Annotated in this window: 19 protein-coding genes; 6 read left to right on the forward strand and 13 right to left on the reverse strand. The window is 62.4% G+C overall.

Translation table 11 applies throughout. The features are described from left to right. Positions 1–27: 27 nt before the first annotated feature. The 6 genes from MN188_RS10515 to MN188_RS10540 form a co-directional block, all read right to left on the reverse strand. Positions 28–852, reverse strand: a complete 825-nt coding sequence (locus MN188_RS10515) for an ABC transporter ATP-binding protein (RefSeq protein WP_242108982.1) — start codon at positions 850–852, stop codon at positions 28–30. A gap of 77 nt (positions 853–929) precedes the next feature. Continuing rightward, positions 930–2,210, reverse strand: coding sequence for an ABC transporter substrate-binding protein (locus MN188_RS10520; RefSeq protein WP_242109485.1), 1,281 nt, complete (start codon positions 2,208–2,210; stop codon positions 930–932). A gap of 77 nt (positions 2,211–2,287) precedes the next feature. Further along, positions 2,288–3,364, reverse strand: a complete 1,077-nt coding sequence (locus MN188_RS10525) for a branched-chain amino acid ABC transporter permease (protein ID WP_242108983.1) — start codon at positions 3,362–3,364, stop codon at positions 2,288–2,290. A 3-nt stretch (positions 3,365–3,367) separates the two neighbouring features. Continuing rightward, complete coding sequence (locus MN188_RS10530) at positions 3,368–4,366, reverse strand: branched-chain amino acid ABC transporter permease (protein ID WP_242108984.1); 999 nt, start codon at positions 4,364–4,366, stop codon at positions 3,368–3,370. 10 nt (positions 4,367–4,376) lie between these two features. Then, positions 4,377–5,198 carry an ABC transporter ATP-binding protein gene (locus MN188_RS10535; RefSeq protein WP_242108985.1) on the reverse strand — a complete coding sequence of 274 codons (822 nt, stop codon included), beginning with the start codon at positions 5,196–5,198 and terminating at the stop codon, positions 4,377–4,379. Next, positions 5,195–7,351, reverse strand: coding sequence for an AMP-binding protein (locus MN188_RS10540; protein ID WP_242108986.1), 2,157 nt, complete (start codon positions 7,349–7,351; stop codon positions 5,195–5,197). The genes MN188_RS10535 and MN188_RS10540 overlap by 4 nt, the downstream gene beginning before the upstream one ends. Positions 7,352–7,569: 218 nt before the next feature. On the opposite strand from MN188_RS10540, the gene MN188_RS10545 reads away from it, so the two are divergent. Together MN188_RS10545 and MN188_RS10550 are read left to right on the forward strand one after the other, a co-directional pair. After that, complete coding sequence (locus MN188_RS10545; RefSeq protein ID WP_242108987.1) at positions 7,570–9,486, forward strand: PAS-domain containing protein; 1,917 nt, start codon at positions 7,570–7,572, stop codon at positions 9,484–9,486. Further along, positions 9,483–10,184: a response regulator transcription factor gene (locus MN188_RS10550; RefSeq protein WP_242108989.1), complete on the forward strand. Its 702-nt coding sequence runs from the start codon at positions 9,483–9,485 to the stop codon at positions 10,182–10,184. Before MN188_RS10545 ends, MN188_RS10550 begins: the two co-directional genes overlap by 4 nt. Before the next feature lie 34 nt (positions 10,185–10,218). Here MN188_RS10550 and MN188_RS10555 read toward each other — a convergent pair whose 3' ends face one another. After that, the gene (locus MN188_RS10555; protein WP_242108990.1) at positions 10,219–11,043 is read right to left on the reverse strand and encodes an alpha/beta hydrolase; all 825 of its coding nucleotides are present in this window, start codon (positions 11,041–11,043) and stop codon (positions 10,219–10,221) included. Between the two features lie 186 nt (positions 11,044–11,229). Between MN188_RS10555 and MN188_RS10560 the strand changes: the two genes are divergently transcribed. Next, a complete protein-coding gene (locus MN188_RS10560) occupies positions 11,230–11,586 on the forward strand; it encodes a VOC family protein (RefSeq protein ID WP_242108991.1) in 357 nt (118 codons plus the stop codon). 12 nt (positions 11,587–11,598) lie between these two features. On the opposite strand, the gene fdhF is transcribed toward MN188_RS10560, so the two are convergent. Next, positions 11,599–14,358 (reverse strand): formate dehydrogenase subunit alpha, encoded by a 2,760-nt coding sequence (fdhF, locus tag MN188_RS10565; protein ID WP_242108992.1) that lies wholly within the window; start codon positions 14,356–14,358, stop codon positions 11,599–11,601. 201 nt (positions 14,359–14,559) lie between these two features. On the opposite strand from fdhF, the gene MN188_RS10570 reads away from it, so the two are divergent. Genes MN188_RS10570 through MN188_RS10580 form a run of 3 tightly spaced genes read left to right on the forward strand, consistent with a single transcriptional unit; the run spans position 14,560 to position 17,417 of the window. Continuing rightward, positions 14,560–15,210 (forward strand): histidine phosphatase family protein, encoded by a 651-nt coding sequence (locus MN188_RS10570; protein ID WP_242108993.1) that lies wholly within the window; start codon positions 14,560–14,562, stop codon positions 15,208–15,210. A gap of 10 nt (positions 15,211–15,220) precedes the next feature. Beyond that, positions 15,221–16,270, forward strand: a complete 1,050-nt coding sequence (locus MN188_RS10575; RefSeq protein WP_242108994.1) for a saccharopine dehydrogenase — start codon at positions 15,221–15,223, stop codon at positions 16,268–16,270. 1 nt (position 16,271) lies between these two features. Then, a complete protein-coding gene (locus MN188_RS10580) occupies positions 16,272–17,417 on the forward strand; it encodes a saccharopine dehydrogenase family protein (RefSeq protein ID WP_242108995.1) in 1,146 nt (381 codons plus the stop codon). 51 nt (positions 17,418–17,468) lie between these two features. On the opposite strand, the gene MN188_RS10585 is transcribed toward MN188_RS10580, so the two are convergent. The 5 genes from MN188_RS10585 to MN188_RS10605 form a co-directional block, all read right to left on the reverse strand. Beyond that, positions 17,469–17,861, reverse strand: a complete 393-nt coding sequence (locus MN188_RS10585) for a DUF3775 domain-containing protein (protein ID WP_242108997.1) — start codon at positions 17,859–17,861, stop codon at positions 17,469–17,471. A 66-nt stretch (positions 17,862–17,927) separates the two neighbouring features. Beyond that, positions 17,928–19,172 carry a DNA recombination protein RmuC gene (locus tag MN188_RS10590; RefSeq protein ID WP_242108998.1) on the reverse strand — a complete coding sequence of 415 codons (1,245 nt, stop codon included), beginning with the start codon at positions 19,170–19,172 and terminating at the stop codon, positions 17,928–17,930. Further along, a complete protein-coding gene (gene mutL, locus MN188_RS10595) occupies positions 19,169–21,016 on the reverse strand; it encodes a DNA mismatch repair endonuclease MutL (protein ID WP_242108999.1) in 1,848 nt (615 codons plus the stop codon). Before mutL ends, MN188_RS10590 begins: the two co-directional genes overlap by 4 nt. Before the next feature lie 109 nt (positions 21,017–21,125). Further along, positions 21,126–22,436: a M16 family metallopeptidase gene (locus tag MN188_RS10600; RefSeq protein ID WP_242109000.1), complete on the reverse strand. Its 1,311-nt coding sequence runs from the start codon at positions 22,434–22,436 to the stop codon at positions 21,126–21,128. Next, complete coding sequence (locus tag MN188_RS10605) at positions 22,433–23,773, reverse strand: M16 family metallopeptidase (RefSeq protein WP_242109001.1); 1,341 nt, start codon at positions 23,771–23,773, stop codon at positions 22,433–22,435. Before MN188_RS10605 ends, MN188_RS10600 begins: the two co-directional genes overlap by 4 nt. Positions 23,774–23,851: the final 78 nt, after the last annotated feature.

A 23,851-nucleotide genomic window follows, 5' to 3' on the forward strand; every position in this document is an offset into this window, starting at 1 on the left:
TCCCATGGTTTGAAAAGGTCTGAAGCATCAGGCCAGCCAACGCTTCCGGCGGCGATAGGACCGCACGTCGCGGAACGATTTGCGCCCCTCGTCAGACATGCCCAGATAGAATTCCTTCACATCCGGGTTTTCGCGCAATTCGTCGGCCGGACCGTCCATCACGACACGACCCGATTCCAGGATATAGCCGTAGTGGGCGAACCGCAGCGCGACGTTGGTGTTCTGTTCGGCCAGCAGGAAGGTCGCGCCTTCCTTTTCATTCAAGTCCTTCACGATGGTGAAGATCTCTTCCACAAGCTGCGGCGCCAGACCCATCGACGGTTCGTCCAGCAGGATGCATTCCGGGCGGCTCATCAAAGCGCGACCCATCGCGACCATCTGCTGTTCGCCACCCGAGGTATAGCCCGCCTGGGATTTGCGCCGCTCACGCAGGCGCGGGAAATAGTTGTAGACCATCTCAAGGTCAGCATTAACCGCAGCCTTGCCGTCGGTGCGGGTATAGGCCCCGGTCAGCAGGTTTTCTTCGACGGTCAGGTGTTCGAAACAATGGCGGCCTTCCATCACCTGGATGACGCCTTTGCGCACCAGCTCGGCGGGGCTCGACATCGCCACGTTCTCACCGCGGTAGTCGATCGTGCCCTTGGTCACTTCGCCGCGTTCGGAATGCAGAAGGTTGGAAATGGCCTTCAGCGTCGTGGTCTTGCCTGCGCCGTTCCCACCCAGCAGGGCGGTGATGCCACCCTTGGGCACCTTCAGGCTCACGCCTTTCAACACGAGGATGACGTGATTGTAGATCACCTCGATATTGTTGACCTCCAGAAGGGTCTCTTGGCTCTCTCCGGCGTCCAGCATCTTGGTCGTCCTGCTTCATGTGCGTTTGGGATATCCGGGCCCCATGACAGGGCCCGGACCTTGTTGCTTCGGGGGGCTTAGTTGCAGCCCGCCTCGATGTTGTTTTCAGCAGCGTAGGCGGCCGAGTCAGCGTCGATCAGCGGCTGGATCACATCCATATCCGACCCACCGAACTCCGAGATCAGCGACCATGTGCCGGCAGCGCCGTCCCATTGCTGGATCGCGCCGGTGCCCGGGCCGCCGTGGTTTTCACAGCTGACCGAGAAGGCCGGACCAAAACCGCCCATGCCCAGCTCGGCCATGCGCGCGTCGGTGATCTCCAGGGCTTCCATGCCGTCGCGCATCATCGCAGCGGTGATGTCCGGCGTGCCGTGGATTTCCTGAGCCTTGCTCACAGCTTCGGCCATCAACATGGCGGCATAGACGCCGCGGTTGTAGATCGCCTTGCCGATGTTGTCGCCAGCGCCAGCAGCCTTGCCGGTCTCGACAACGTGCTTCTGGATGTCGTCAAACACCGGGAAGTCCGAGCCAACCGCGTGGAAGGTCACAGCCTTGTAGCCGGTGGCAGATTCGCCAGCCGGTGCCACATCGTGGTCACCACCCGACCACCACACGCCGACGAAGTTTTCCATCGGGAAACGGATGTTGGCGGCTTCCTGGATCGCAACCTGGTTCATCACGCCCCAGCCCCACATCAGGACATAGTCAGGCTTCTCGCGGCGGATTTGCAGCCACTGCGATTTCTGCTCCTGACCCGGGTGATCCACCGGGATCGCGGTCAGCTTGAAGCCGTGCTTTTCGGCCAGGCCTTCCAGGGTCCGGATCGGCTCTTTGCCGTAAGCGGAGTTGTGATAGACCAGCGCGACCGACTTGCCGTTCAGGTCGCCACCGTTCTCAGCCAGCAGGTGGTTCACGGCCAGCGAGGCAGCGTTCCAGTAGTTGGCCGGGAAGTTGAACACGTGGCTGAACACTTTGCCGTTCGCGGCCGAGGTCCGGCCATAGCCCGGGGTGTACAGCGGGATGTTGTCGGCGGTAGCTTTGGGGATCAGCTGATAGGTGATCCCGGTCGACAGCGGGTTATAAACCAGCGCGCCCTGACCTTTGGTCGACTCGTAGCATTCCACACCCTTTTCGGTGTTGTAGCCGGTTTCGCATTCGATAACCTGGATGGCTGCGCCGCCGATACCACCGTCACGCTCGTTGAGCAGGGTGAAGTAATCGGAATAGCCATCCGCATAGGGGATGCCGCCGGCGGCATAGGGGCCGGTACGGTAGCTGAGCGACGGGAACACCAGGTCCGCCAGGACCGGGGTGCCCACCATCAGGGCTGCAACGGATGCCGCTGCGATTTTCTTCATGTTCATTTGCTTTCCTCCCTAGGTTTGCAAGTGTCGCGCCCGTCGTGGGGTCGCGATTTCGGGTTGGTCCACCCCGCTTAGTGCGGGAAAGGCCACAATCTCAGTTTCTCTTTGGTCAGGCGCCAGAGCTGCGCCAGGCCATGCGGTTCGAGGATCAGGAAGACCACGATCAAACCGCCAACGATGATGAATTCCAGGTGCGCCGCCAGGTCGGTCGGCCAACCCAGGCCACCCACAAGCACGTTCTTCAAAAACACCGGCATCAGCACCATGAAGGCCGCGCCCGCGAAGCTTCCGAAGATCGAGCCCAGACCACCGATGATGATCATGAACAGGATCAGGAACGACTTCTGGATGCCGAAGGCTTCGCCCACCTCGGCCGCGCCCAGGTAGATCGAGAAGAACAGCGCGCCTGCGATTCCGACAAAGAAGCTCGACACGGCAAAGGCGGTCAGCTTCGCCATCAGAGGGTTCACCCCGATGATTTCCGCCGCGATGTCCATGTCCCGGATCGCCATCCATTTACGACCCGTCATGCCGCGCGTCAGGTTGCGCGCGATCCAGGCCAGCACGACCACGAAGATCAGGCAGAACAGGTATTTCGCCCAGGCTTCGGTGTTGGGGCCGGTGACGATGATGCCGAACACGGTGCGCTCGGGTGCGTTGATCTGGCCCGAGGCCGAGTAGTTGTAGAACCACGGCACCTTGTTGAACAGCCACACCAGGAAGAACTGGGCGGCCAGCGTGGCCACAGCCAGGTAAAAGCCCTTGATGCGCAGTGATGGCAGGCCGAACAGCACGCCCACCAGGGCGGTAATGCCACCGGCCAGGACCACGTGGACCAGCATGCTGACTTCGGGGAACATTGTCATCAGCTTATAGCAAGCATAGGCGCCCACAGCCATGAAGCCCCCGGTGCCCAGGCTAACCTGCCCGGCATACCCGGTCAGGATGTTCAGCCCCAGCGCCGCGATCGCGTAGATCAGAAACGGCACGGCCACGGCGTTGGCCCAGTAGTCGTTGATGACGAACGGCACCACCAGAAAGGCGACGACCATGACGGTCCAATACCCCATCCGATCAAACTTGAGCGGAAACGTCTGGCTGTCCTTTTGATAGGACGTTTTGAAATCACCAGCTTCGCGATACAGCATGGATTAGACCCTCTCGATGATTTTTTCGCCGAACAGGCCCTGCGGCCGGAAGACGAGGAAGAGGAGCGCCAGCATGTAGGCGAACCAGTTTTCAGTGGCCCCGCCCAGGAAGGGCGCGCCGATCAGGAATTCAAACAGCTTCTCACCGACACCGATGATCAGACCGCCGACAATGGCACCCGGGATCGAAGTAAAGCCCCCCAGCATCAGCACCGGCAGCGCCTTCAGCGCGATCAGGCTGAGCGAGAACTGCACGCCGGACTTGGCGCCCCACATGATGCCCGCGACCAGCGCCACGAAACCCGCCAGCGACCAGACCAGCACCCAGATGAAGCGCAGCGACACGCCAACCGACAGAGCGGCCTGGTGATCGTCCGCCACGGCCCGCATCGCGCGGCCTTGCTTGGTGTATTGCGAAAACGCAACCAACGAGGCGACGAGGATGGCGGCAACAACGGTCGCAACCATATCCAGCTTGTCGATGAAGAAGCCATAGAAGCCCTCGCCACCAAGCCAGGCGGTGTTTTCCTCCAGCCAGAACGACCCGCCCTGGGGAAGACCCACATCAAGTTTCTTGATGTCCGCGCCCCACATCAGGTCGCCGAAACCTTCCATGAAGTAGGCAAGGCCGATGGTGGCCATGAACAGAATGATGTCAGGCTGACCCACCAGGTGTTTCAGGACATAGCGTTCGACGATCCAGGCGAACAGCACCATCACACAGGCGGTCAGAAGAATCGCCAGAATGGCAGGCACGTGCCACCCGAAATGGTGCACCTCGGTGCCGAACACGGCGTTGATCAGGTGGGCAAACGGCACCTGGCCGTTCTGGATCCCCACCAGTGTCATCGCTGCGAACAGCGCCATCACGCCCTGGGCATAGTTGAAGATGCCCGAGGCCTTGAAGATCAGGACGAAGCCCAGCGCGACGAGCGCGTAAAGCACCCCGGCCATCAGGCCGTTCATGGTGACTTCGATCGCAAAGAGTAGTTGGTCTGGCATATCTCTTCCCTCAGTCGTGCGCCACGCCAAGATAGGCGTCGATCACATCCTGGTTGTTGCGCACCTCGTCGGGCGTGCCGTCACCAATTTTCTTGCCGTAATCCATCACGACCACGCGGTCGGACAGGTCCATGACCACGCCCATGTCGTGTTCGATCAGGGCGATCGTTGTTCCAAATTCGTCATTCACATCCAGAATAAAGCGGCTCATGTCCTCTTTTTCCTCGACGTTCATGCCGGCCATCGGTTCGTCCAGCAGCAAAAGGCTGGGCTCGGCGGCCAGCGCCCGCGCCAGTTCAACCCGCTTCTTCAGACCGTAAGGCAGGCGCCCGACGGGCGTCTTGCGGATCGCCTGAATTTCAAGGAAGTCGATGACTTTCTCGACCTTCTCGCGGTTCTCGAATTCTTCCTTCTGGGCCTTTCCCCACCACACCGCCTGGCTGAGCAGCGAGGCATTCATGCTGTTCAGGCGACCGGTCATGATGTTGTCCAGCACGGACATGCCATCAAACAACGCGATGTTCTGGAAGGTTCGGGCAATGCCCTGCTGGGCCACCTGGTAAGGCTTCATCGGCGGGCGCTTTTCGCCGCGATACATCACCTCGCCTTCTTGCGGTTTGTAAAAGCCGCTGATCACGTTCAGCATCGAGGACTTGCCCGCCCCGTTCGGGCCGATGATCGCACGGATCTCGCCTTCGCGGATGTCGAACGAGATGTCCTTGATCGCCACAACGCCACCAAAGCGCAGGGTGATGTTCTTCATCTCCATGACGACGCCACCAATGGTGCGGCCGTCCTCGGTCACATAGCTGTCGGCACTCATGTCGTTCATTCTGCCGCCATCCCCTGTTTGACGTTCTGCACAGCCGCATCGCGGATCTGCAGGGTCGCGTTGATCGAACCCTTGCGGCCATCCTCATAGGTGACCTCGGTTTCGATGTATTGTTCGTCCTTGCCGCTATAGAAGGCATCGATCAGCGGGGCGAATTTCTCCTCGACGATCTTGCGACGCACCTTACGGGTCCGGGTCATTTCGCCGTCATCAGCATCCAGTTCCTTGTGCAGGATCAGGAAGCGGTGGATCTGGCAGCCCGACAGCATCGGGTCTTCAGCAACCGATTTGTTCACCGTTTCAACGTGCTCCTGGATCGTATCCAGAACCCGCGGGTGACCCGCCAGTTCCTGATACGAGGCGTAGGCGATGTTGTTGCGCTCGGCCCAGTTGCCCACGGCGGTCAGGTCGATGTTGATGAAGGCAGTGCACATGTTGCGTTCGTTGCCGAACACCACGGCCTCAAGAATATCGGGATAGAACTTCAGCTTGTTCTCGACATATTTCGGCGCAAACAGGCTGCCGTCGGCCATTTTGCCAACGTCTTTGGCCCGGTCGATGATGCGCAGGTGGCCTGACGTCTCCTCGAAGAAACCGGCGTCACCCGTGGCGACCCAGCCTTCCGCATCCTTGGTGTCTGCAGTGCTTTCGGGGTTGTTGTAATACTCAACAAAGGTGCCGGGCGAGCGATAGAAGATTTCGCCATTGTCCGCGATGTTGATCTCAACTCCCGGAGCCGGCACGCCCACCGTGTCGTTGCGCACTTCACCATCGGGCTGCACCGTGATGAACACGGTCGCTTCGGTCTGGCCATAAAGCTGCTTCAGGTTGATGCCAAGCGAGCGGTAGAATTCGAAAATCTCCGGCCCGATCGCTTCCCCAGCCGTATAGCCCACGCGCACACGGCTGAAGCCCAGCGTGTTTTTCAACGGGCCATACACCAGCACGTCGCCCATGCGATACTTGAAGTAATCGCGAACATTGCCGCGATACAGGTTCAAAAGGATCGGATCCTTCGCCTTGAAGTGGTCGCGCACGTTCTTGCCGTGACGCATCTTGGCAAAGAACAGGCGAATGGAGTTTTCCACGACGGCTTCCATCGCGAACCCGACGCCCATCGCGTATTTCCACGCGGTCTTGACCCGGCGTTTCAGGTCCGGCTTGGCCAGACGCCGCTTGGGCATGCCGTATTTCTCGCCAGTGGTCTTGGCAAAATCCATGAAGTGATGGAACAACGCGTATTTCAGATCACCGCTGTCGTTCATGCGGATCATGACGTTGGTCAGCTGCGTTTCAAACACCCGCGGCGGCGCGAAGTAATAGGTCGGCCCGATTTCACGCAGGTCGGTCATCATCGTGTCCGGGCTTTCCGGACAGTTCACGCAAAACCCGGTCCAATACGCCTGCCCCAGCGAGAAGATGAAATCACCAACCCAGGCCATCGGCAGATAGGCCAGCACATCTTCGCCGCCGCCCAGCGCGTCGAACTCGCTCGAATTCTTGGCACTTTCAACGATGTTACGGTTGGACAGAACCACGCCCTTGGGCTTGCCGGTCGTGCCCGAAGTGTAAAGCATCACGCAGGTGCTGTCATAGTCCAGCTCGGCAACGCGCGTCTCGATCTCACCTTCCAGGCGGGCATGGGCCGCACGGCCCTCGTCCTGAACGTCGTGATACCAGTTCAGGTGGCTGTGATCGTATTTGCGCATGCCGCGCTTGTCGAAATAGATCACGTGTTCGATGTGATGGATTTTGTCCTGAACCTCGATCACCTTGTCGACCTGTTCCTGGTCTCCGCAGATCACGAAACGTGCGCCGCAATGGTCCAGCACGTATTCCATCTCTTCGGTGACGGCATCCTGGTACAGGGGCACCGGAACGGCCCCAACCTTCTGCGCGGCCACCATGGCCCAGTAGTGCGCCGGGCGGTTGCGACCAATGATGGCCACGTGGTCACCCCGGTTGATCCCCAACGCCAGAAGACCCAGCGCGAGGTTCTGGATTTCCTCGGCCGTCTCTGCCCAGGTCCAGCTCTGCCAGATCCCGAATTCTTTTTCCCGGTATGCCGGGCGATCAGCGAATTCCTTCGCGTTCCGCGCAAGCAGCGCCGGAATCGAAGCAAACGCGCCAGCGGCGGCTAGTTCTTGTGCCAAATTGTCCTCCCACCGTCGGTCTGTCCGACGTTCGCGATCGCTCAGGGCGATTCTTGCCCTTGCAACCCTGCCGTAAAATTTCTGGAGGTCAAAGGTTTCCGCACTTTTTCGCAATCCTAACGAATTGTTACCAGCGCACTGAAGTTGTCCAGAAACGGGCGCGAAGCCTTTTCCTGCGGCGCGCGGGATGCTAGCGACAAGGGCAAGGAGGCGCCGCCTTGGCCCGCAAAACAACGGATACTGCAGCCCTGACACAGGCTGGCCTGAACCTGATTGGGCAGGCCCTGTCGATCTATGACAGCGACCTGAAACTGGTTGTCGGCAACCGGCAGTTCCAGGAAATGTTCGACCTGCCCGATCAGCTGTGTCGCGCCGGAGCTGATTTTGGCGATACGATTCGCGCGTTGGTGGACCGAGGCGAATACGGTGACGTTCTGGACACCGAAGGCTTCGTGCAATCGCGCGTGGAACAGGCGCAGGCGTTTGAGCCGCATTATCTGGAACGCACTCGTGCCAATGGCCGTGTCATCTCGATCGAAGGAAGTCCGCTGCCACAGGGCGGCTGGGTCACGGTCTATACCGACATCACGCCGATCAAGCGGCAAGAAGCGCTCTTGCGCGCCCGGTCCGAGGAATTGTCGGATCAGGTTCTGACCCATACCGAAGAACTGACCCAGACCAACCGCGCTTTGGGTGCCGCCAACGCACAGCTGGAAGAGGCCAAGCGTCAACTTACTGAGATGGAAAGCCGCACCCGCCTGACCGCCGAAATGATGCCGGCCCATATCGCACGGATTGACCGGGAGCTCTACTACACCTTCTCGAACAGACGGCTGAGCACGATCCTGCCCGACCGCCCCGCTGACATTGTCGGCCTGCATGCCGCCGAGGCGCTGGGGGAGGAGGCCTATGACCGCATCCATCCCTATTTTGAGAAAGCCTTTCAAGGCGACGCGTCTGTGTTTGAATTCACCCACGAAGGGACGGGACGGCGCATGCGCGTGGCTCTGACCCCGGATGTCGACGGGGGTGACATCACCGGCGTTTATATCCTGTCGATGGATGTGACCGAGGAAACCCAGGCCCGCGCCGCCCTGAACCAGACCCGCAAACGTGAACTGGCCGCACAGATGACCAGCGGCATGGCGCATGATTTCTCCAACCTGCTGACCATCATCATGGGGTTGCAAAGCCGCCTGGCCGGAATGGACCTGCCGCCTGACGCGCAGGAGCTTGTCACCGCCACAACTGGCGCCGCGCGCAGGGGTGGCACGCTGCTGGACCGGCTTGCCTCGATCTCGGGCCACCGCGACATGCGGCTTGAGGCGACCGATGTCGGGACGCTGCTCCGAACGCTTGAAACGCTGGCCACGCCGACCTTGCCCGATGACGTCGCGCTGGACATTCGTATCACCGGCCTGCCCGACCCGGTGCTGATCGACCCCGGATCGGTGCAGGACGCGCTTTTGAACCTGATCCTGAACGCCACCCACGCGATCGGCGCGGGGCCGGGCACGATCTTTCTGACCGCGCGGGCCATCCGCGAAACCTGGCTTGAGCTGCGCGTGACGGACACCGGTCCCGGCTTCGACCCCCAGGCGCTGGAACATGCGATGGACCCGTTCTTCACCACCAAAGGCGGCGAAGGCTCGGGCCTGGGGCTGGCGATGGTCTATGACCAGACCACGCTGGCGGGCGGGCAGGTCAAACTGTTCAACGGCGACTGCGGTGGCGCGGTCGTGTCGATCCGCCTGCCCCTGCGCATCGCCAGCGCACCCGCCGCGCCGCGCCTTGTGCTGTTGATCGAGGACAACCCGGACATCCGCATGTCCGTGCGCGAAATGCTGACCGATATGGGCCACCAGGTCATTGAAGCCGCCAGCGCCGAAGAGGCCGAGGGGCTGATCGGGCTGGACGGTCTTGGTATGGTCCTGTCCGACATCGTGCTGGAAGGCAGTGAGACCGGGCCGGAATTCCTGGCCCGCCATGCGCGCGACCTGAGCGTACCTGCATTCCTGATGACATCCCTGCCCTCGACCGATCCGCGCCGCAACACCGCGAGTTTTCCGGTCCTGAGCAAACCCTTCACCCAGGCCGAACTATCCGCCTTCCTGTCGAAAGAGGTGCTTGCATGACCCAACCGATGGTTGCCATTCTGGACGACGAGCCCGAAATCCGCCGGATGCTGTCCCACGCTCTGGAGGAGGCCGGGTTTCGCACCGCCACCTTTTCACGTGCCACGGAATTTGAGGCCGCACTGAAGAGAACCGCGCCCGATGTCTGCCTTGTCGACCTGGGCCTGCCGGATCGCGACGGGCTGACGCTGGTGCACCGGCTGGCGCTGGAAAGCGGCGCCTCGATCATCATCATCTCGGGCCGCGCGCAGGTGCAGGACCGGGTAACGGGGCTGGAACTGGGGGCTGACGATTACATCATCAAACCGTTCGAACCCGCCGAGGTCGTCGCCCGCGTCCGCGCCCGCCTGCGACAGGCCAAACCGGGTGGCCCCGCCTCCAACACCGCGCATTTCGCGGGCTGGATCGCCCATTTCGACCGCTATGTGTTGGAGGATGACACCGGCGCAGAAACCGCGTTCTCCCACGCCGAGGGCGAGGTACTGCGCCTGTTCCTCGACGCCCCCAAGCGCCTGATATCAAGGGCTCAAATGCAGGAAACCCTTGGCGGCGTCGCTGGCGAAAGCTTCGACCGCGCCATGGACGTCCGCATCTCACGCCTGCGCACCAAACTGCGCGAAGACCCCAAAAACCCCCGCCTGATAAAGACGATCTATGGCGCTGGGTATATCTTCCTCGGGGATGTGCGTTGGGGGTGAGTGGGTCGCTGTGTCCGGCCCGCCGGCCCGCCTTCTAGCGGGTCTTGTCGTGCGCGTTCGACAGGAATGTGTCGACTGCGGTGCGCAGCGGGGATTCGGGCCGTTCCAGGTCGGACAACAGATCCTCGTGATAGGCATCCTCGACGACAAGAATGTCCACGGCTATCCCTGCCGCAACTGCCGATGCCGCCACCGCTTCAAGGTTGCTTTTGTCGACGAAAAGGTCGTGCGTCCCCCGGATCAAGAGCATCGGGGGATCAGCGGCATCGACGAAATCGGCAACGGGCCAGGCGGGCTTGGTCCCGTCCGGAAAAACCTCGGGGCAGGTTTCCCCTGCACACAGGCCACCATGATAGGGGCCCGCCAGGCCGACGAAGCCCCTGATTGCGCCTGGCGGCGTGCTCACGGCCTCAAGATACCGCCTGTCATAGGCCACGAGCGCGGCGATATAGGCGCCGGCGGACCACCCTCCCAGGACGACAGGGCGCGACCGCCCTTCTGCAGTGCGCAGATTTCGCCAGGCATGGGAAACGGCCAAGGCCGCGTCCTGGACGAAGCCCGGAAAGGCGGTGTTCGGATACAACCGATAGTTCGGCGCAACGACGATCATGCCATCCCCGGCTAGCGATTTCGCGGCCCGGCGGAGATCCGATTTGTCACCATGCGAAAACCCTCCGCCATGAAAGAGCACGAAAACGGGCGTGTCCGGCTGCGTGACTGCGGGGGAGTAGATGTCCAACACATGCCTTGGCAGCAGGCCGAATGAAACGTCCCTTTCGACCGATATCGTGGCGCCGTCAGCGAACGCCCCGCCACACAGCAGCAGAACGCCCAGACGTATGACCTGTTTCAGCACCATTGCCCCACGGTATTCACCCCTTTCGTAAGGGGCCATGATGCAGGTCAAACGGCCAGTTTCCCGCAGCCTCGGATGACCGTGCGGGAACCCTCCTGACACATCCTGTCACCAGTCGCGCCGGGTGGTCTGGCGGCAGGGCGTTGCGGGCTCTATGCAAACCGCAGCACAAACACACGAGGGATCCCCATGAGAATGAATTATTTCGTCGTCGGCACCAACGACATGACCGCCGCCACCAAGTTCTATGATGCACTGTTCGAGGGACAGGGGCTTACTCAGATCCCCGCCTCCGAGCGCATGACCTATTGGATGGGCGACGACTTCGCCTTCGCCGTCGCGATCCCCTTCGACGAAGCCCCCGCCACGATCGGAAACGGCACGATGGTCGGGTTCAGTTTCGGGTCGGCGGACGAGGTCACCCGCCTTCACGCGAAGGCGCTGGAGCTGGGCGGCACGTCCGAGGGCGAACCGGGCCAGCGTGGGCCCATGTTCTCGGCCTATCTGCGCGACCTCGACGGTAACAAGATCTGCCTGTCCGATTAGGGGAGGCATCGTCTACTCCGCCGCCACCTCTTCCACCTTCTCGACCCGCACGGCGGCAAACTTCATCTCGGCGATCTTGCCATAGGGGTCCAGCGCTGGGTTGGTCAGGATGTTGGCGGCGGCCTCGACATAGGCGAAGGGCAGGAACACCATGTCCTCGGCAATCGCTGAATCCGCGCGGGCCATCACCGTGATCGTGCCGCGCCGAGTGGTCAGGCGCACATCGCCGCCAGGCTCTACCCCCATCGCGCGCAGGGTCTTCGGGTTGATCGAACAATTCGCCTCGGGCTCAATCGCATCCAGGACCGTGGCGCGGCGGGTCATCGACCCGGTGTGCCAGTGTTCCAACTGCCGACCGGTGGTCAGAACCATCGGATAGTCCGCATCCGGTTCCTCGGCCGGCGGCAGGATCGAGGCCGGGGTGAATCGCGCCCGCCCGCCTTCGCGCGGGAACCCGTCGCCGAACACGACCGCCTGGCCCGGGTCTTCGGGCGACAGCGACGGATAGGTCACGGCGTTCTGCGCCTCCAACCGATCCCAGGTGATGTTGTTCAGCGACGGCATGAGCTGCTCCATCTCCGCAAACACCTGGCTGGGGTGTGTTTCCCCCCAGTCCAGCCCCAGTCGCTTGGCCAGCTCGATGGTGATCCACCAATCTTCGCGCGCCTCGCCCGGCGGTGGCACGGCGGGGCGGCCCATCTGGACCTGGCGGTTGGTGTTCGACACCGTCCCGGTCTTCTCCGCGAAGGCGGCCGCGGGTAGGACCACGTCGGCATAGCTTGCGGTTTCGGTCAGGAAGATGTCCTGGCTGACCAGGAATTCCATCCGCTCCAGCGCCTCGCGCACATGGGTCACGTCCGGGTCGGACATGGCCGGGTTTTCGCCCAGGATATACATGCCCTTGATGCGACGATCATGCACCGCATCCATGATCTCGACCACTGTCAGGCCGGGATTGGCGTTCAGATTGTCCGCCCCCCAGACCGTGCCGAACCGGGCCAGAACCTCAGGGTCCTTCACCGACTTGTAGTCTGGCAGAAACATCGGGATCAGCCCGGCATCCGAGGCGCCCTGCACGTTGTTCTGTCCCCGCAGCGGGTGCAGCCCGGTGCCCGGTCGGCCCACGTTGCCAGTCATCAGGGCCAGCGAGATCAGACAGCGCGAATTGTCGGTGCCGTGGGTGTGCTGGCTGACCCCCATGCCCCAGAAAATCATGCCGGCCTTGGCGGTGGCAAAGTCGCGCGCCACGGCACGCAGGGTCTCGGCATCCACGCCGCAGATCGGCGCCATCTCCTCGGGGCTGAACGCCTTGAGGTGGTCGCGCATCGCGTCCCAATTCTCGGTATGCGCGGCGATATAGGCGTCGTCCTGCAAACCTTCTTCGGCAATCACATGCATGATCGCGTTCAGCATCGACACATCCGCGCCGGGGCGGAATTGCAGCCGGTGCGTCGCGAAACGTCCCATGCCCACGCCGCGCGGGTCCATCACGATCAGCTTGCCACCGCGCTTGGTGAACTGCTTGAAATAGGTGGCCGCAACCGGGTGGTTTTCGATCGGGTTCGACCCGATCACGATCGCCACGTCGGCATTTTCGATCTGGTTGAACGTCGCCGTCACGGCGCCGGAGCCTACGTTCTCAAGCAGCGCTGACACCGATGAGGCATGGCACAGCCGGGTGCAGTGATCCACGTTGTTGTGGCCGAACCCCGTGCGGATCAGCTTCTGAAACAGGTAGGCCTCTTCGTTGGTGCATTTGGCGGATCCGAAACCGGCCACGGCTTCGCCCCCATGGGCATCGCGCAGCGCGGCCAGCCCGTTTGCGGCCACGTCCAGCGCCTCGTCCCACGACGCTTCGCGGAAATGGGTCAGCGGGTTCGCCGGATCAACGTTCAGCCCCTTGGGCGCGCCCTCGCGCCGGATCAGCGGTTTGGTCAGGCGGTGACCGTGGTTGATATAGTCAAACCCGAACCGCCCCTTCACGCACAAGCGGCCTTCGTTCGCCGGGCCGTTGATACCGTCGACCTGCACCACCTTGTCACCCTTGACCTTCAGGCTGACCTGGCAACCCACGCCGCAGAACGGGCAGACGCTTTCGACGTCGCGGTCATAATCCGCGCTGTCGTTGACAACTGTGGCGGGCAGAAGCGCCCCGGTCGGGCAGGCCTGAACGCATTCGCCGCAAGCCACGCAGGTCGAGGCCCCCATGTCGTCGCCCTGGTCGAACACCGGAAACGCGTCGTGACCGCGCCCGGCCATGCCGATCACGTCATTGACCTGAACTTCGCGGCAGGCGCGGACGCACAGGTTGCATTGAATGCAGGCATCCAGGTTCACGCGCATCGCGACGTGGCTGTCATCGAGCAGCGGAATGCGACCGTCTTCCAGCTTCGGAAAGCGGCTTTGCTCAACCCCCTGTACAGCGGCCATGTCCCAGAAATGGCTCGACGCATCATGCGCCGCGTCTTGCGGCGGCTGGTCGGCGACCAAAAGCTCCATCACCATCTTGCGCGCGGTCTTGGCGCGGGCATTGTCCGACGCGACGACCATGCCCTCGGACGGCGCACGAACACAGGATGCGGCCAGCGTGCGCTCGCCCTCAATTTCGACCATACAGGCGCGGCAGTTTCCGTCGGATCGATATCCGACCTGATCCTTGTGGCACAGATGCGGAATGGTCGTGCCTTCGCGCTTGGCGACTTCCCAGATGGTTTCGCCAACCTCAGCCAGAACCTCGGACCCGTCCAGGGTGAATGTGATCTTGTCCGCCATGAAAGCCTCCGCGCTATCCGACCAATATACACCACGCCGCCCACCGGGTCAGTCCTTCAATCCCGACAACACACGCCTCGTTTGCGCCAGCACACCGGCCCCACCCTTTTTCTTGCCAAAAATATCCCCGCCGGAGGCATCCCGCCCTTTCCCCCCACCCAGCGCTCGCCTACCAATACACCCAGCATAAGGAACCCGCGCATGTCCCAGATCACCCTGATCCGCCACGGTCAGGCCAACACAACTGCCACGGATGAGCAAAGCTATGACAACCTGTCCGACCTGGGTAGGCAGCAGACGCGTTGGCTGGGCGAATACATGCGCGCGCATGGGGAAGAGTTCGACCGCGTTTATGCCGGGTCTCTGAACCGCCAACAACAATCGGCTCAGGAATGGGGCGCAGCCGAAATCATCACCGATGAGCGGCTGAACGAATTCTCCTTTTATGAGATCTCGAACGCGATGCACGCGGCCTTCGACCTGCCTCGTCCGACCACGCGTGAAGAATTTATCGCCCACATGCCACTGGTTTTCTCGGCCTGGCAAGATGGCCATCTGGTGGGAGATTTCGAAAGCTTTCACAGCTTTCAGTCCCGTGTTGACGACGCGTTGCACGACATTGCCGCGGGCGACGGTCGTGCCGCCGTGTTCACTTCGGGCGGGATCATCGGCATGGCGGTGCGGGTGACGATGGGGTTGGACACCGGGACCTTCACCCGGCTGATGCTGTCGATCCTGAACTCGTCCGTGCATCGCATTCATCCGGTCGGGGCGGGCTTGACGCTGACCCAATTCAACGCCATCCCTCATCTTGAAGCCCGTGATCGCCATCACGCGCAGACCTATATCTAAGAGGCACGCCATGACACATCTGTGGGTTCGCGCCGAACAGCGCCTGAACGAAGACCGCGTGGGGCTGACACCGGACGGAGCACGCGCGCTGATCGACGCAGGGCTGCGCGTCACGGTCGAGGAAAGCAAAGTCCGCGCCATTCCGCTGCAAGGTTATATCGACGCGGGGTGCGAGATTGCGAAGGAAAACAGCTGGCCAACCGCGCCCGCCGACGCGATCATCTTCGGGCTGAAGGAATTGCCCGAGGACGGCACACCGCTGCCGCACAAACACATCATGTTTGGCCATGCCTTTAAGGGGCAGCATTCGGGGCGCGCGCTGCTTGAACGCTTCAAGGCCGGGGGCGGCATGCTCTATGATCTGGAATACCTGGTCGACCCGGATGGGCGCCGGGTCGCCGCCTTCGGGTACTGGGCCGGTTTCGCGGGGGCCGCTGTGACCCTGAAAACCTGGGCCGCACAGCAGCACAATGCCATCTGCCCGCCCGTCGGGGCCTACCCCGGCAAGGACGCGCTGATTGCCGAGCTGAAACAGGACGTCGCAGGGTTCGACACGCCCACGGCCATCGTCATCGGTGCGCTGGGCCGCGTTGGCACCGGGGCCTCGGATCTTCTGACCGAAATGGGCATCCCCGTAACCAAATGGGACATGGAGGAGACCGCCCACGGCGGCCCGTTCCCCGAAATCCTGAACCATGACCTGTTCATCAACTGCATCTTCGCGCGCCCTGGCACGCCCGTCTTCGTGCCGAAAACCGCGCTGGACATACCGCGCAAGCTGACCGCCATCGGCGACGTCGCCTGCGACCCCGACAGCGACTACAACCCAATCCCGGTCTACGACCGTGCGACCAGCTGGGAGGCGCCCGCCCTGCGCGTCGCGACCAACCCGGTGCTGGACGTGATGGCGATCGACAACCTGCCGTCGATGCTGCCGGTTGAAAGCTCAATCGACTATGCGGGCCAACTTCTGCCCTCGCTGGCCACCCTGACCGACCTGAAATCGGGCGTCTGGGGCCGGGCCGAGGCCACGTTCAACACTCATATGAAGGATATCTGACATGACCACGATCCACTGGTGCGGCACCGGGTTGTCCGCCATTCCCGGCCTGCGTCGCCTGATCGAGAACGGCCATAATGTCACCGTCTGGAACCGCACAATCGACAAGGCGCAGGACGCGGTGGGCGACATCGCCACCGATATCCGCGCCTTCGACATCGACGCGCTGGGTGCGGCGCTCTCGGCCGGCGACGTGGTCGTGTCGATGCTGCCCGGGGACTGGCACGTGCCGCTGGCCGAACTTTGCATTTCGAAGGGCGCGAACTTCGTCTCGTCCTCCTATATCGCCCCGGAGATGAAGGCGCTGGACCAGGCCGCCAAGGATGCGGGCATCGCCTGCGTGAACGAGGTCGGTCTGGACCCCGGCATCGACCATTTGATGGCGCATTGGCTGATCGCCGATTACCGCGCCTCCAAGACCTATGACGCCGACAACGCGCTGAGCTTCAAAAGCTATTGTGGTGGCATCCCGAAACACACCAACGCGTTCCGCTACAAGTTCAGCTGGTCACCGTTGGGTGTGTTGAAAGCCCTGCGCAGCCCGTCGAAATCCATCCGCGAATACGTGGAACTGGACGTCGCGCGGCCCTGGGATGCGATCAGCAGCTACAGCGCCCCACTGTCCACACCGGAAACCTTCGAGGTCTATCCGAACCGCGATTCGATTCCTTTCATGGAGGACTATGCCTTCGATCCGACCTGGAAAGTGCGCGAATTCGTGCGTGGCACGCTGCGCCTGAATGGCTGGAAAGACGCTTGGGCAGACGTTTTCACCGAGATTGAAACCCTGTCCGGCCCCGCGGGCGATGCACGGCTGAAAGAGATGTCCGACCAGTTCTGGGCCGAAAACGCCTATGAGGATGGCGAGCCCGACCGCGTGGTGATGTGCGTGGCCCTGCTGGCTGAGAAGGACGGCGTTCCAGCCTATCACAAAACCTATGTGATGGATGCCTGGGGCGACGAGCGTGGCACGGCGATGGCGCGGCTGGTGTCCGTTCCGGTATCGCTCGCGGTCGAAAGCGTTCTGAACCGTGAAATTGCGCCGGGCGTCAGCCCCGCGCCGTCAGACCCCAAACTGGTCGCGCGCTGGATGGGTGAGATCGACCGGCTGGCACAGCACCTCCAGGTAGTCGACCACCGCGCCTGACAACACCGCGCCGTGCTCAGTTCTTCTGGACCTCAGTGCGGCGTGGATCGATCAGAGGATACCATCGCCCGCTTCTTCAACCGAGATGCCCAGCGCTTCCAGACCGGATTCCAGATAGTCGGACAAAAGCGGCATGCCCAACAGGTAATCCTCGGTCGGAGAGGAGCGTTCGGACTTGGCTGTTGCAATCGCCTCTTCCAGCTCGGCGGCGTCGAATGTGTCGCGCCCGATCCAGGCGATCGCCACCAAACTGGCCTGTTCGTCACGGTTCATGTCGGCGATGTACGAGCGCAGCTCGCCCTCGGTTCCGTCCGACGACCGGCTTTCCAGGATCGAATCCGCATCGGCCACGTCGCTGGGCGTGTCCCACCGCGCCACTTTTGAGCCAAGCTCACGCGCGCGCAGGATGACGCGGGCGACTTTGCGGGGGCTGATGTCCAGCATATGGCGGTCCTTTTTGTCCGGTATGGGCAGGTTCATCTTGCCAAACCGATGCGCCAAGGGGAAGAGCTATTCACTCTTCGGCGTGGTCAATGGCACGACCTCGGCCCCGACATCGTCCGGCGCCAGTTCCTCAAAGTCGAAATTGTCCAGCCGCTTGGCCCGGCGCCCAGCCTTTTCTGCCGAGATCTTGATCTCGGAAATGTCCTTGGACGCCTGATGGAAATGACGATCCAGGTTTTCGACCCGGGTACCCAGCCGGTCGACATCGCTATACAGCAGCGCCAGTTCCTTGCGGATCGCCCCGGCCTGTTCGCGCATGCGGGCATCTTTCAGAATTGCGCGCATCGTGTTCAGCGTGGCCATGCAGGTGGTGGGCGACACGATCCAGACCCGCGCCTCGAACCCGTCGCGCACCAATTCAGGGAAATTCGCGTGCAGCTCGGCATAGACCGCCTCGGACGGCAGGAACATCAGCGCGCCATCGGCGGTTTCACCCTCAAGAATGTATTTCTCGCTGATCGCCTTGATATGCGCCTTCACCGAGCTGCGCATGGCGCGGGCGGCTTCGGTCACCTGAGCCGGGGTCTCGGCGCGGCGCAGCATCTCATACGCCTCCAACGGAAATTTCGAATCGATCACAATTGGACCCGGCGGGTTCGGCAGATGAATAAGGCAATCCGCCCGTTTGCCGTTCGACAGCGTGTGCTGAAACGCATAGCTGTCAGAAGGCAGCGCCTTGGTCACGATGTCATTGAGCTGAATTTCCCCGAACGCGCCGCGCGTCTGCTTGTTCGACAAGATATCCTGAAGGCTCAGCACATCGCCCGACAGCCGGGTGATGTTTTCCTGCGCCTTGTCGATTGTCGCCAGTCGTTCCTGCAACTGCGTCAGGCTCTGCGTCGTTTTCACGGTCGAGCCCTGAAGCGTTTCGGTCATTCGCCCCTGCATTTCCGCCAGCGCCCGCGCCGATTTCATCGCGTTGTCATGCAACCGATCGTTCATCTGGTGCTGCACGGCGGTCAGACGCGCCTCCATCGTCTGGATCGTCTGGGTTTGCGCGTTCGCCTGCGCGTCAGAGACGCTGCGTAATCCGCCGGTCAATTGGTCCTGCCCTGCGCCCAGAACCTGCACTGCCTGGCCCAACCCGTCCAACTGACGCGCCAGCCCTTGCGCCATCCGCGCCGATTGCCCGGTGCGGCGCACCGACAGGATCAAAAGCACGATAAACAACAGCAGCACCGAAATCCCGGCCAGCGCCGCCAGCATCACCGGGTCATTCCACGCATAGCTTTGTTCGCCAATCTGGATCATGTGCGCCCAAACAGCCTTTCGATATCGGCAAGCTTCAATTCAACATAGGTCGGCCGCCCGTGGTTGCACTGACCGGAATGCGGCGTCGCCTCCATCTCGCGCAGCAGCGCGTTCATTTCCTCGGCCCGCATCCAGCGCCCGGACCGGATCGATCCGTGACAAGCGACCCGGCTCAGAACCGCCTCGATCCGCGCCTGAACGGTCTGGCTGTCGCCCAGATCAGCCAGTTCGTCCAGGATGTCGCCAATCATCGCCGCCGCGTTCACTTCGCCCAGAATGGCCGGGGTTTCGCGCACCGCGATGGCGCTGCCGCCAAAAGGTTCGATGACCAGCCCCAGCAGCGCCAGATCCTCAGCAAACTCCATCAGGCGCGCGGTATCACCCGCCGAAAGTTCAACAATTTCGGGGATCAGAAGCGCCTGACTGGCGACGCCGCTTTCCGCCATCTGGTGCTTCAGCTTTTCATAGACCAGGCGTTCATGCGCCGCGTGCTGGTCAACGATGACGATGCCGTTTTCGGTCTGCGCGATGATGTAATTCTCATGCACCTGCGCCCGCGCAGCCCCTAGGGGCAAATCGGTCGCCGAAGTCTCGTCGCGCCCCGCCTCTACGGGGTCGAACCGGGCCGACGGGGTGCCCATTTCGGCAAAGCCCGGTGTCTGCGCCTGGTATCCGGCGTGGATCGCACCGGGCGATGGGCGATCCATCTGATAGACCCGCGCGGGGCCGGTCTGTTCCGGTTGCATCGCGCCCAGCGTCGCCCCGGCCACGGTGGTCGAGGCCCGGTGCCCGGCATTTGCCAGCGCATGACGCAGGCCCGAAACGATCAGCCCGCGTGCCACGCCGGGGTCACGAAAGCGCACCTCGGATTTCGCCGGGTGCACGTTCACGTCGACCAGATGCGGATCACAGGACACAAACAGCGCCGCCGCCGGGTGCCGGTCGCGGCTGAGGAAATCGAAATAGGCCGCCCGCAGCGCGCCGGTCAAAAGCTTGTCTTTCACCGGACGCCCGTTTACGAACAGGAACTGCGCCACCGCCGCGCCGCGCGAATAGGTCGGAAGCGCGGCGTATCCCGTCAACCGCAACCCGTCCCGCTCGGCATCAATCCGAAGCGCGTTTTCGGAAAACTCCCGCCCCAGGATCGACGCCAGCCGTCCGTGCAGCGCGTCGAACATATCGCCGCTTTCTGGGTCGGCGCGAAAGGTCACGCGCCCCTCGCCGCCACCGGACACGTCGCGCAGGGTAAACCCCACATGCGGTTCAGCCATCGCAAGCCGCTTCACCACATCGCTGATCGCCTGCGCCTCGGCCCGGTCCGTGCGCATGAACTTCAGACGCGCAGGGGTGGCGTGGAACAGATCGCGCAGCTCGACAACTGTGCCACCCGACAGCGCGGCGGGCTTCACCGGGTCCATCACGCCGCCACTGACGCGGATCATCGCCGCATCCCCCTCGGCGCGGCTGGTGATGGTCAGACGCCCCACGGCCCCCAACGACGGCAACGCCTCGCCGCGAAATCCGAAGGTGTGAATGTCCAGAAGGTCGGTGCCGTCGATCTTCGACGTAGCGTGCCGCGACAGGGCCAGCGGCAAATCCCCAGCCGCGATGCCACAACCATCATCCGTCACCCGGATCAGCGTCTTGCCGCCATCGGCATAAGAGACCTCAACCCGGCCCGCGCCCGCGTCCAGCGCGTTCTCGACCAGCTCCTTCACCGCCGAGGCAGGGCGTTCCACAACCTCACCCGCCGCGATCCGATTGATCGCAGCGTCATCCAATTGCCGGATGACCGGGCGGGATTGGTCCCGAAACGGGTCTATATGGGGTTTAGGCTCAGGCATGGCACTAAACCTAGCACGCCCTGCGCCGATTCGACCAACGGAAATGATGGGCAAAAGCCCAGGCAGAACAGACGGGGTGGGCGGGCGGGCGGCTGGCCTGCCTGGGCGCCTATTCGGTGCTCGAAACGCCCTCGGGCCGGCCCACGATCACGAAATGCAGCGCCTCGGGATCATAGATCCGCGCGGCCACCCGGTTCGCCTCATCCAATGTCACCGCCATGATCTGGTCGTTGCGCGTGGCGATGTAATCCAGCGGCAGGCCCTGCATCTGCATACCCACCATGATGTTCGCAATCGGCCCGTTGCCATCGAAGCGCAACGGATAGGCCCCGGTCAGATAGGTCTGCGCGGAGGCCAGCTCCTCGGCGCTCACGCCGGTTTGCGCCATCCGCGCCCATTCGGCGCGCACGACCTCGACGACCTCGGCCATCGTGTCGTTCTGGCTGGAGACCTGCCCGATCATGTATTCGCTCAGGTCCATCGGAATCAGATAAGTACCGATGCCATAGGTCAGGCCGCGTTTTTCCCGCACTTCGTCCATCAGGCGCGAATTGAACCCGCTTCCGCCTAGAATCTCGTTCACCACATAGGCGGCGAAAAAATCGGGATCGTCGCGCGTGATGCCGACATGGCCAAAGCGCGCCACCGATTGTGGCGTGTCGAAATCGACCACAGTCACCCCGTCGCCAAGACTGAACTCCACCCGATCCGGGATCGCCGCGCCGGTTTCGGGCAGATCGCCGAATAGATCATCCAGCAATGTGCCCAGCGCCTCGGCCGAGATGTCCCCCACCGCGCCGACATAAATCCGGTCGCGCGCTATCGCGCCGTTGAAGGCCGCCACAATATCGTTGCGCGTCAGGGCGCTGACGCTGTCCGGCGTGCCCGAGGAATACGAGCCATAGGGATGCTCACCAAAGGCCAACCGGCTGAACCTGTCGCTCACCATCGCCATTGGGTCCGTTTCCCGCGACGTCAGGTGCGACAGAACTTGCCCGCGCACCCGCTCGATCGCATCCGTATCGAATCGCGGTTGGGTCAAAGCCGTGCGCAGAAGCGCCACGGCGGCGTCCCGGTTTTCGGTCAGGAACTGCGCGGAAATCGTGAACGCATCGTCATGGGCATCGAAGCGAAAGCTTGCCGCCAGCGCCTCTCGCGCCTCGGCGAAACCGCGTGCATCCATGTCGCCCGCGCCTTCCTCGATCAACCCCGACATCAACACCGTCGCCCCGCGTTTGCCCGGCGCATCCAGCGACGCGCCTCCGCGAAATCGAATTTCCAGTGCCATGAAGGGCAGCGCGTGTTCCTCAACCAGCCAGGCGGTGATCCCGCCGGGCGAAGTGACCTCCTGAATGGCGATCTCGGCCCGCGCGGGCAGGGTCCAGAACAAGGCAACGACCAGGATCAGAAGACGTTTCATTGCGCGGCCTCCTCGGTTCCAGCACTCACCCAGCCGGTGACCGCGCGACGGCGGTCGAACAGGCGGGCAGCGGCGGCCATCACATCCTCGGCAGTGACAGCTTGCAGGATGTCGGGCCAGGCGGCCACATCCTCCAGCGTCAGGCCCGTGGTCAGTGCGCGGCCATAGCGATCGGCCAGCGCGCCGACGTCATCCAGTGCGTAAATCTCGCTGGCTCGGATCTGCATTTTCAGCCGGGCGAATTGCGCTGCATCCACACCTTGTTCCATGAATTCGGACAGGACCCGGTCCATTTCCGTTTCTGCCGCCTCCAGGCTGACCCCCTGCGCGGGCACCACGACAAGGGTAAACCCTGTGTCGTCCAGCGACGTCGCGCCATAGCTGGCACCGGTATAGACCGCGGTGGTCGTGTCGAATTGCAGCGCCCGGCCCAGCACCGAGGTCGCCCCCGCCCCACCCAGAAGATCGGCCAAATAGACCAGCGCAGCGGCCTCGGCCTGATCGCCACTGTCACGTTCGGGCGCCTGATATCGGCGCATCACGTAAGGTTGCCCCACGCGGGCATCCTTAAAAACCAACCGGCGTTCTGCCAACTGCGGCGGCTCAGAGGGCCGCGCCCGCACCGGCAAATCCGGGGTGGGTTGCAGCGGTCCATAATGCGTGGTCGCCAGCGCCTGTACCTCGTCCGGGTCAACATCCCCCGCGACGATCAAGATCGCGTTGTTGGGCGCGTAAAAGGTTTCATAGAACGCCTGCGCGTCCACCTGGTTCAGCGCCTCGATCTCGTGTCGCCAGCCGATGACGGGAATGCCGTATGGGTGATTCAGATGCGCGGCGGCGTTGAATTGCTCACGAAACAGGGCCCCCGGTTCGCTATCCGTGCGCGTTGCGCGTTCTTCCAGAATCACGTTGCGCTCAGTGATGACCTGATCTTCCGACACGATCAGATCGCGCATCCGGTCGGCTTCCATCTGCATCATCAGACCCAAACGGTCCGCTGCAACCCGCTGGAAATAGGCGGTATAATCCTGCGAGGTAAAGGCATTATCAGATCCGCCGTTGGCCTCGACCACCCGGCTGAATTCACCGCTTTCCAAGTCGTCCGTCGCCTTGAACATCAAGTGCTCGAAGAAATGCGCTATGCCGGATTTGCCCGCAGGTTCATCCGCCGCACCGACGCGATACCAGACCATGTGCACAACGACCGGCGCGCGGTGGTCTTCGATCACCACGACCTGCAGACCATTGTCCAACACGAAGTCGGTGACCTCGCCCGCCCGGGCCGGGCTGGAAAGAAACGTTAGAAGCGGCAGCAACAAACTCAGAAATCGCGTCATGGAATTCTCCCGGAATGTCCGAACAACCTACGCCGTGTTGCGCAGGCTTCAAGCCTTCCCAACGGGGATGTGATCGGG

The organism is Aliiroseovarius subalbicans (genome assembly GCF_022678625.1).
GTDB classification, from domain to species: Bacteria; Pseudomonadota; Alphaproteobacteria; order Rhodobacterales; family Rhodobacteraceae; genus Aliiroseovarius_A; species Aliiroseovarius_A subalbicans.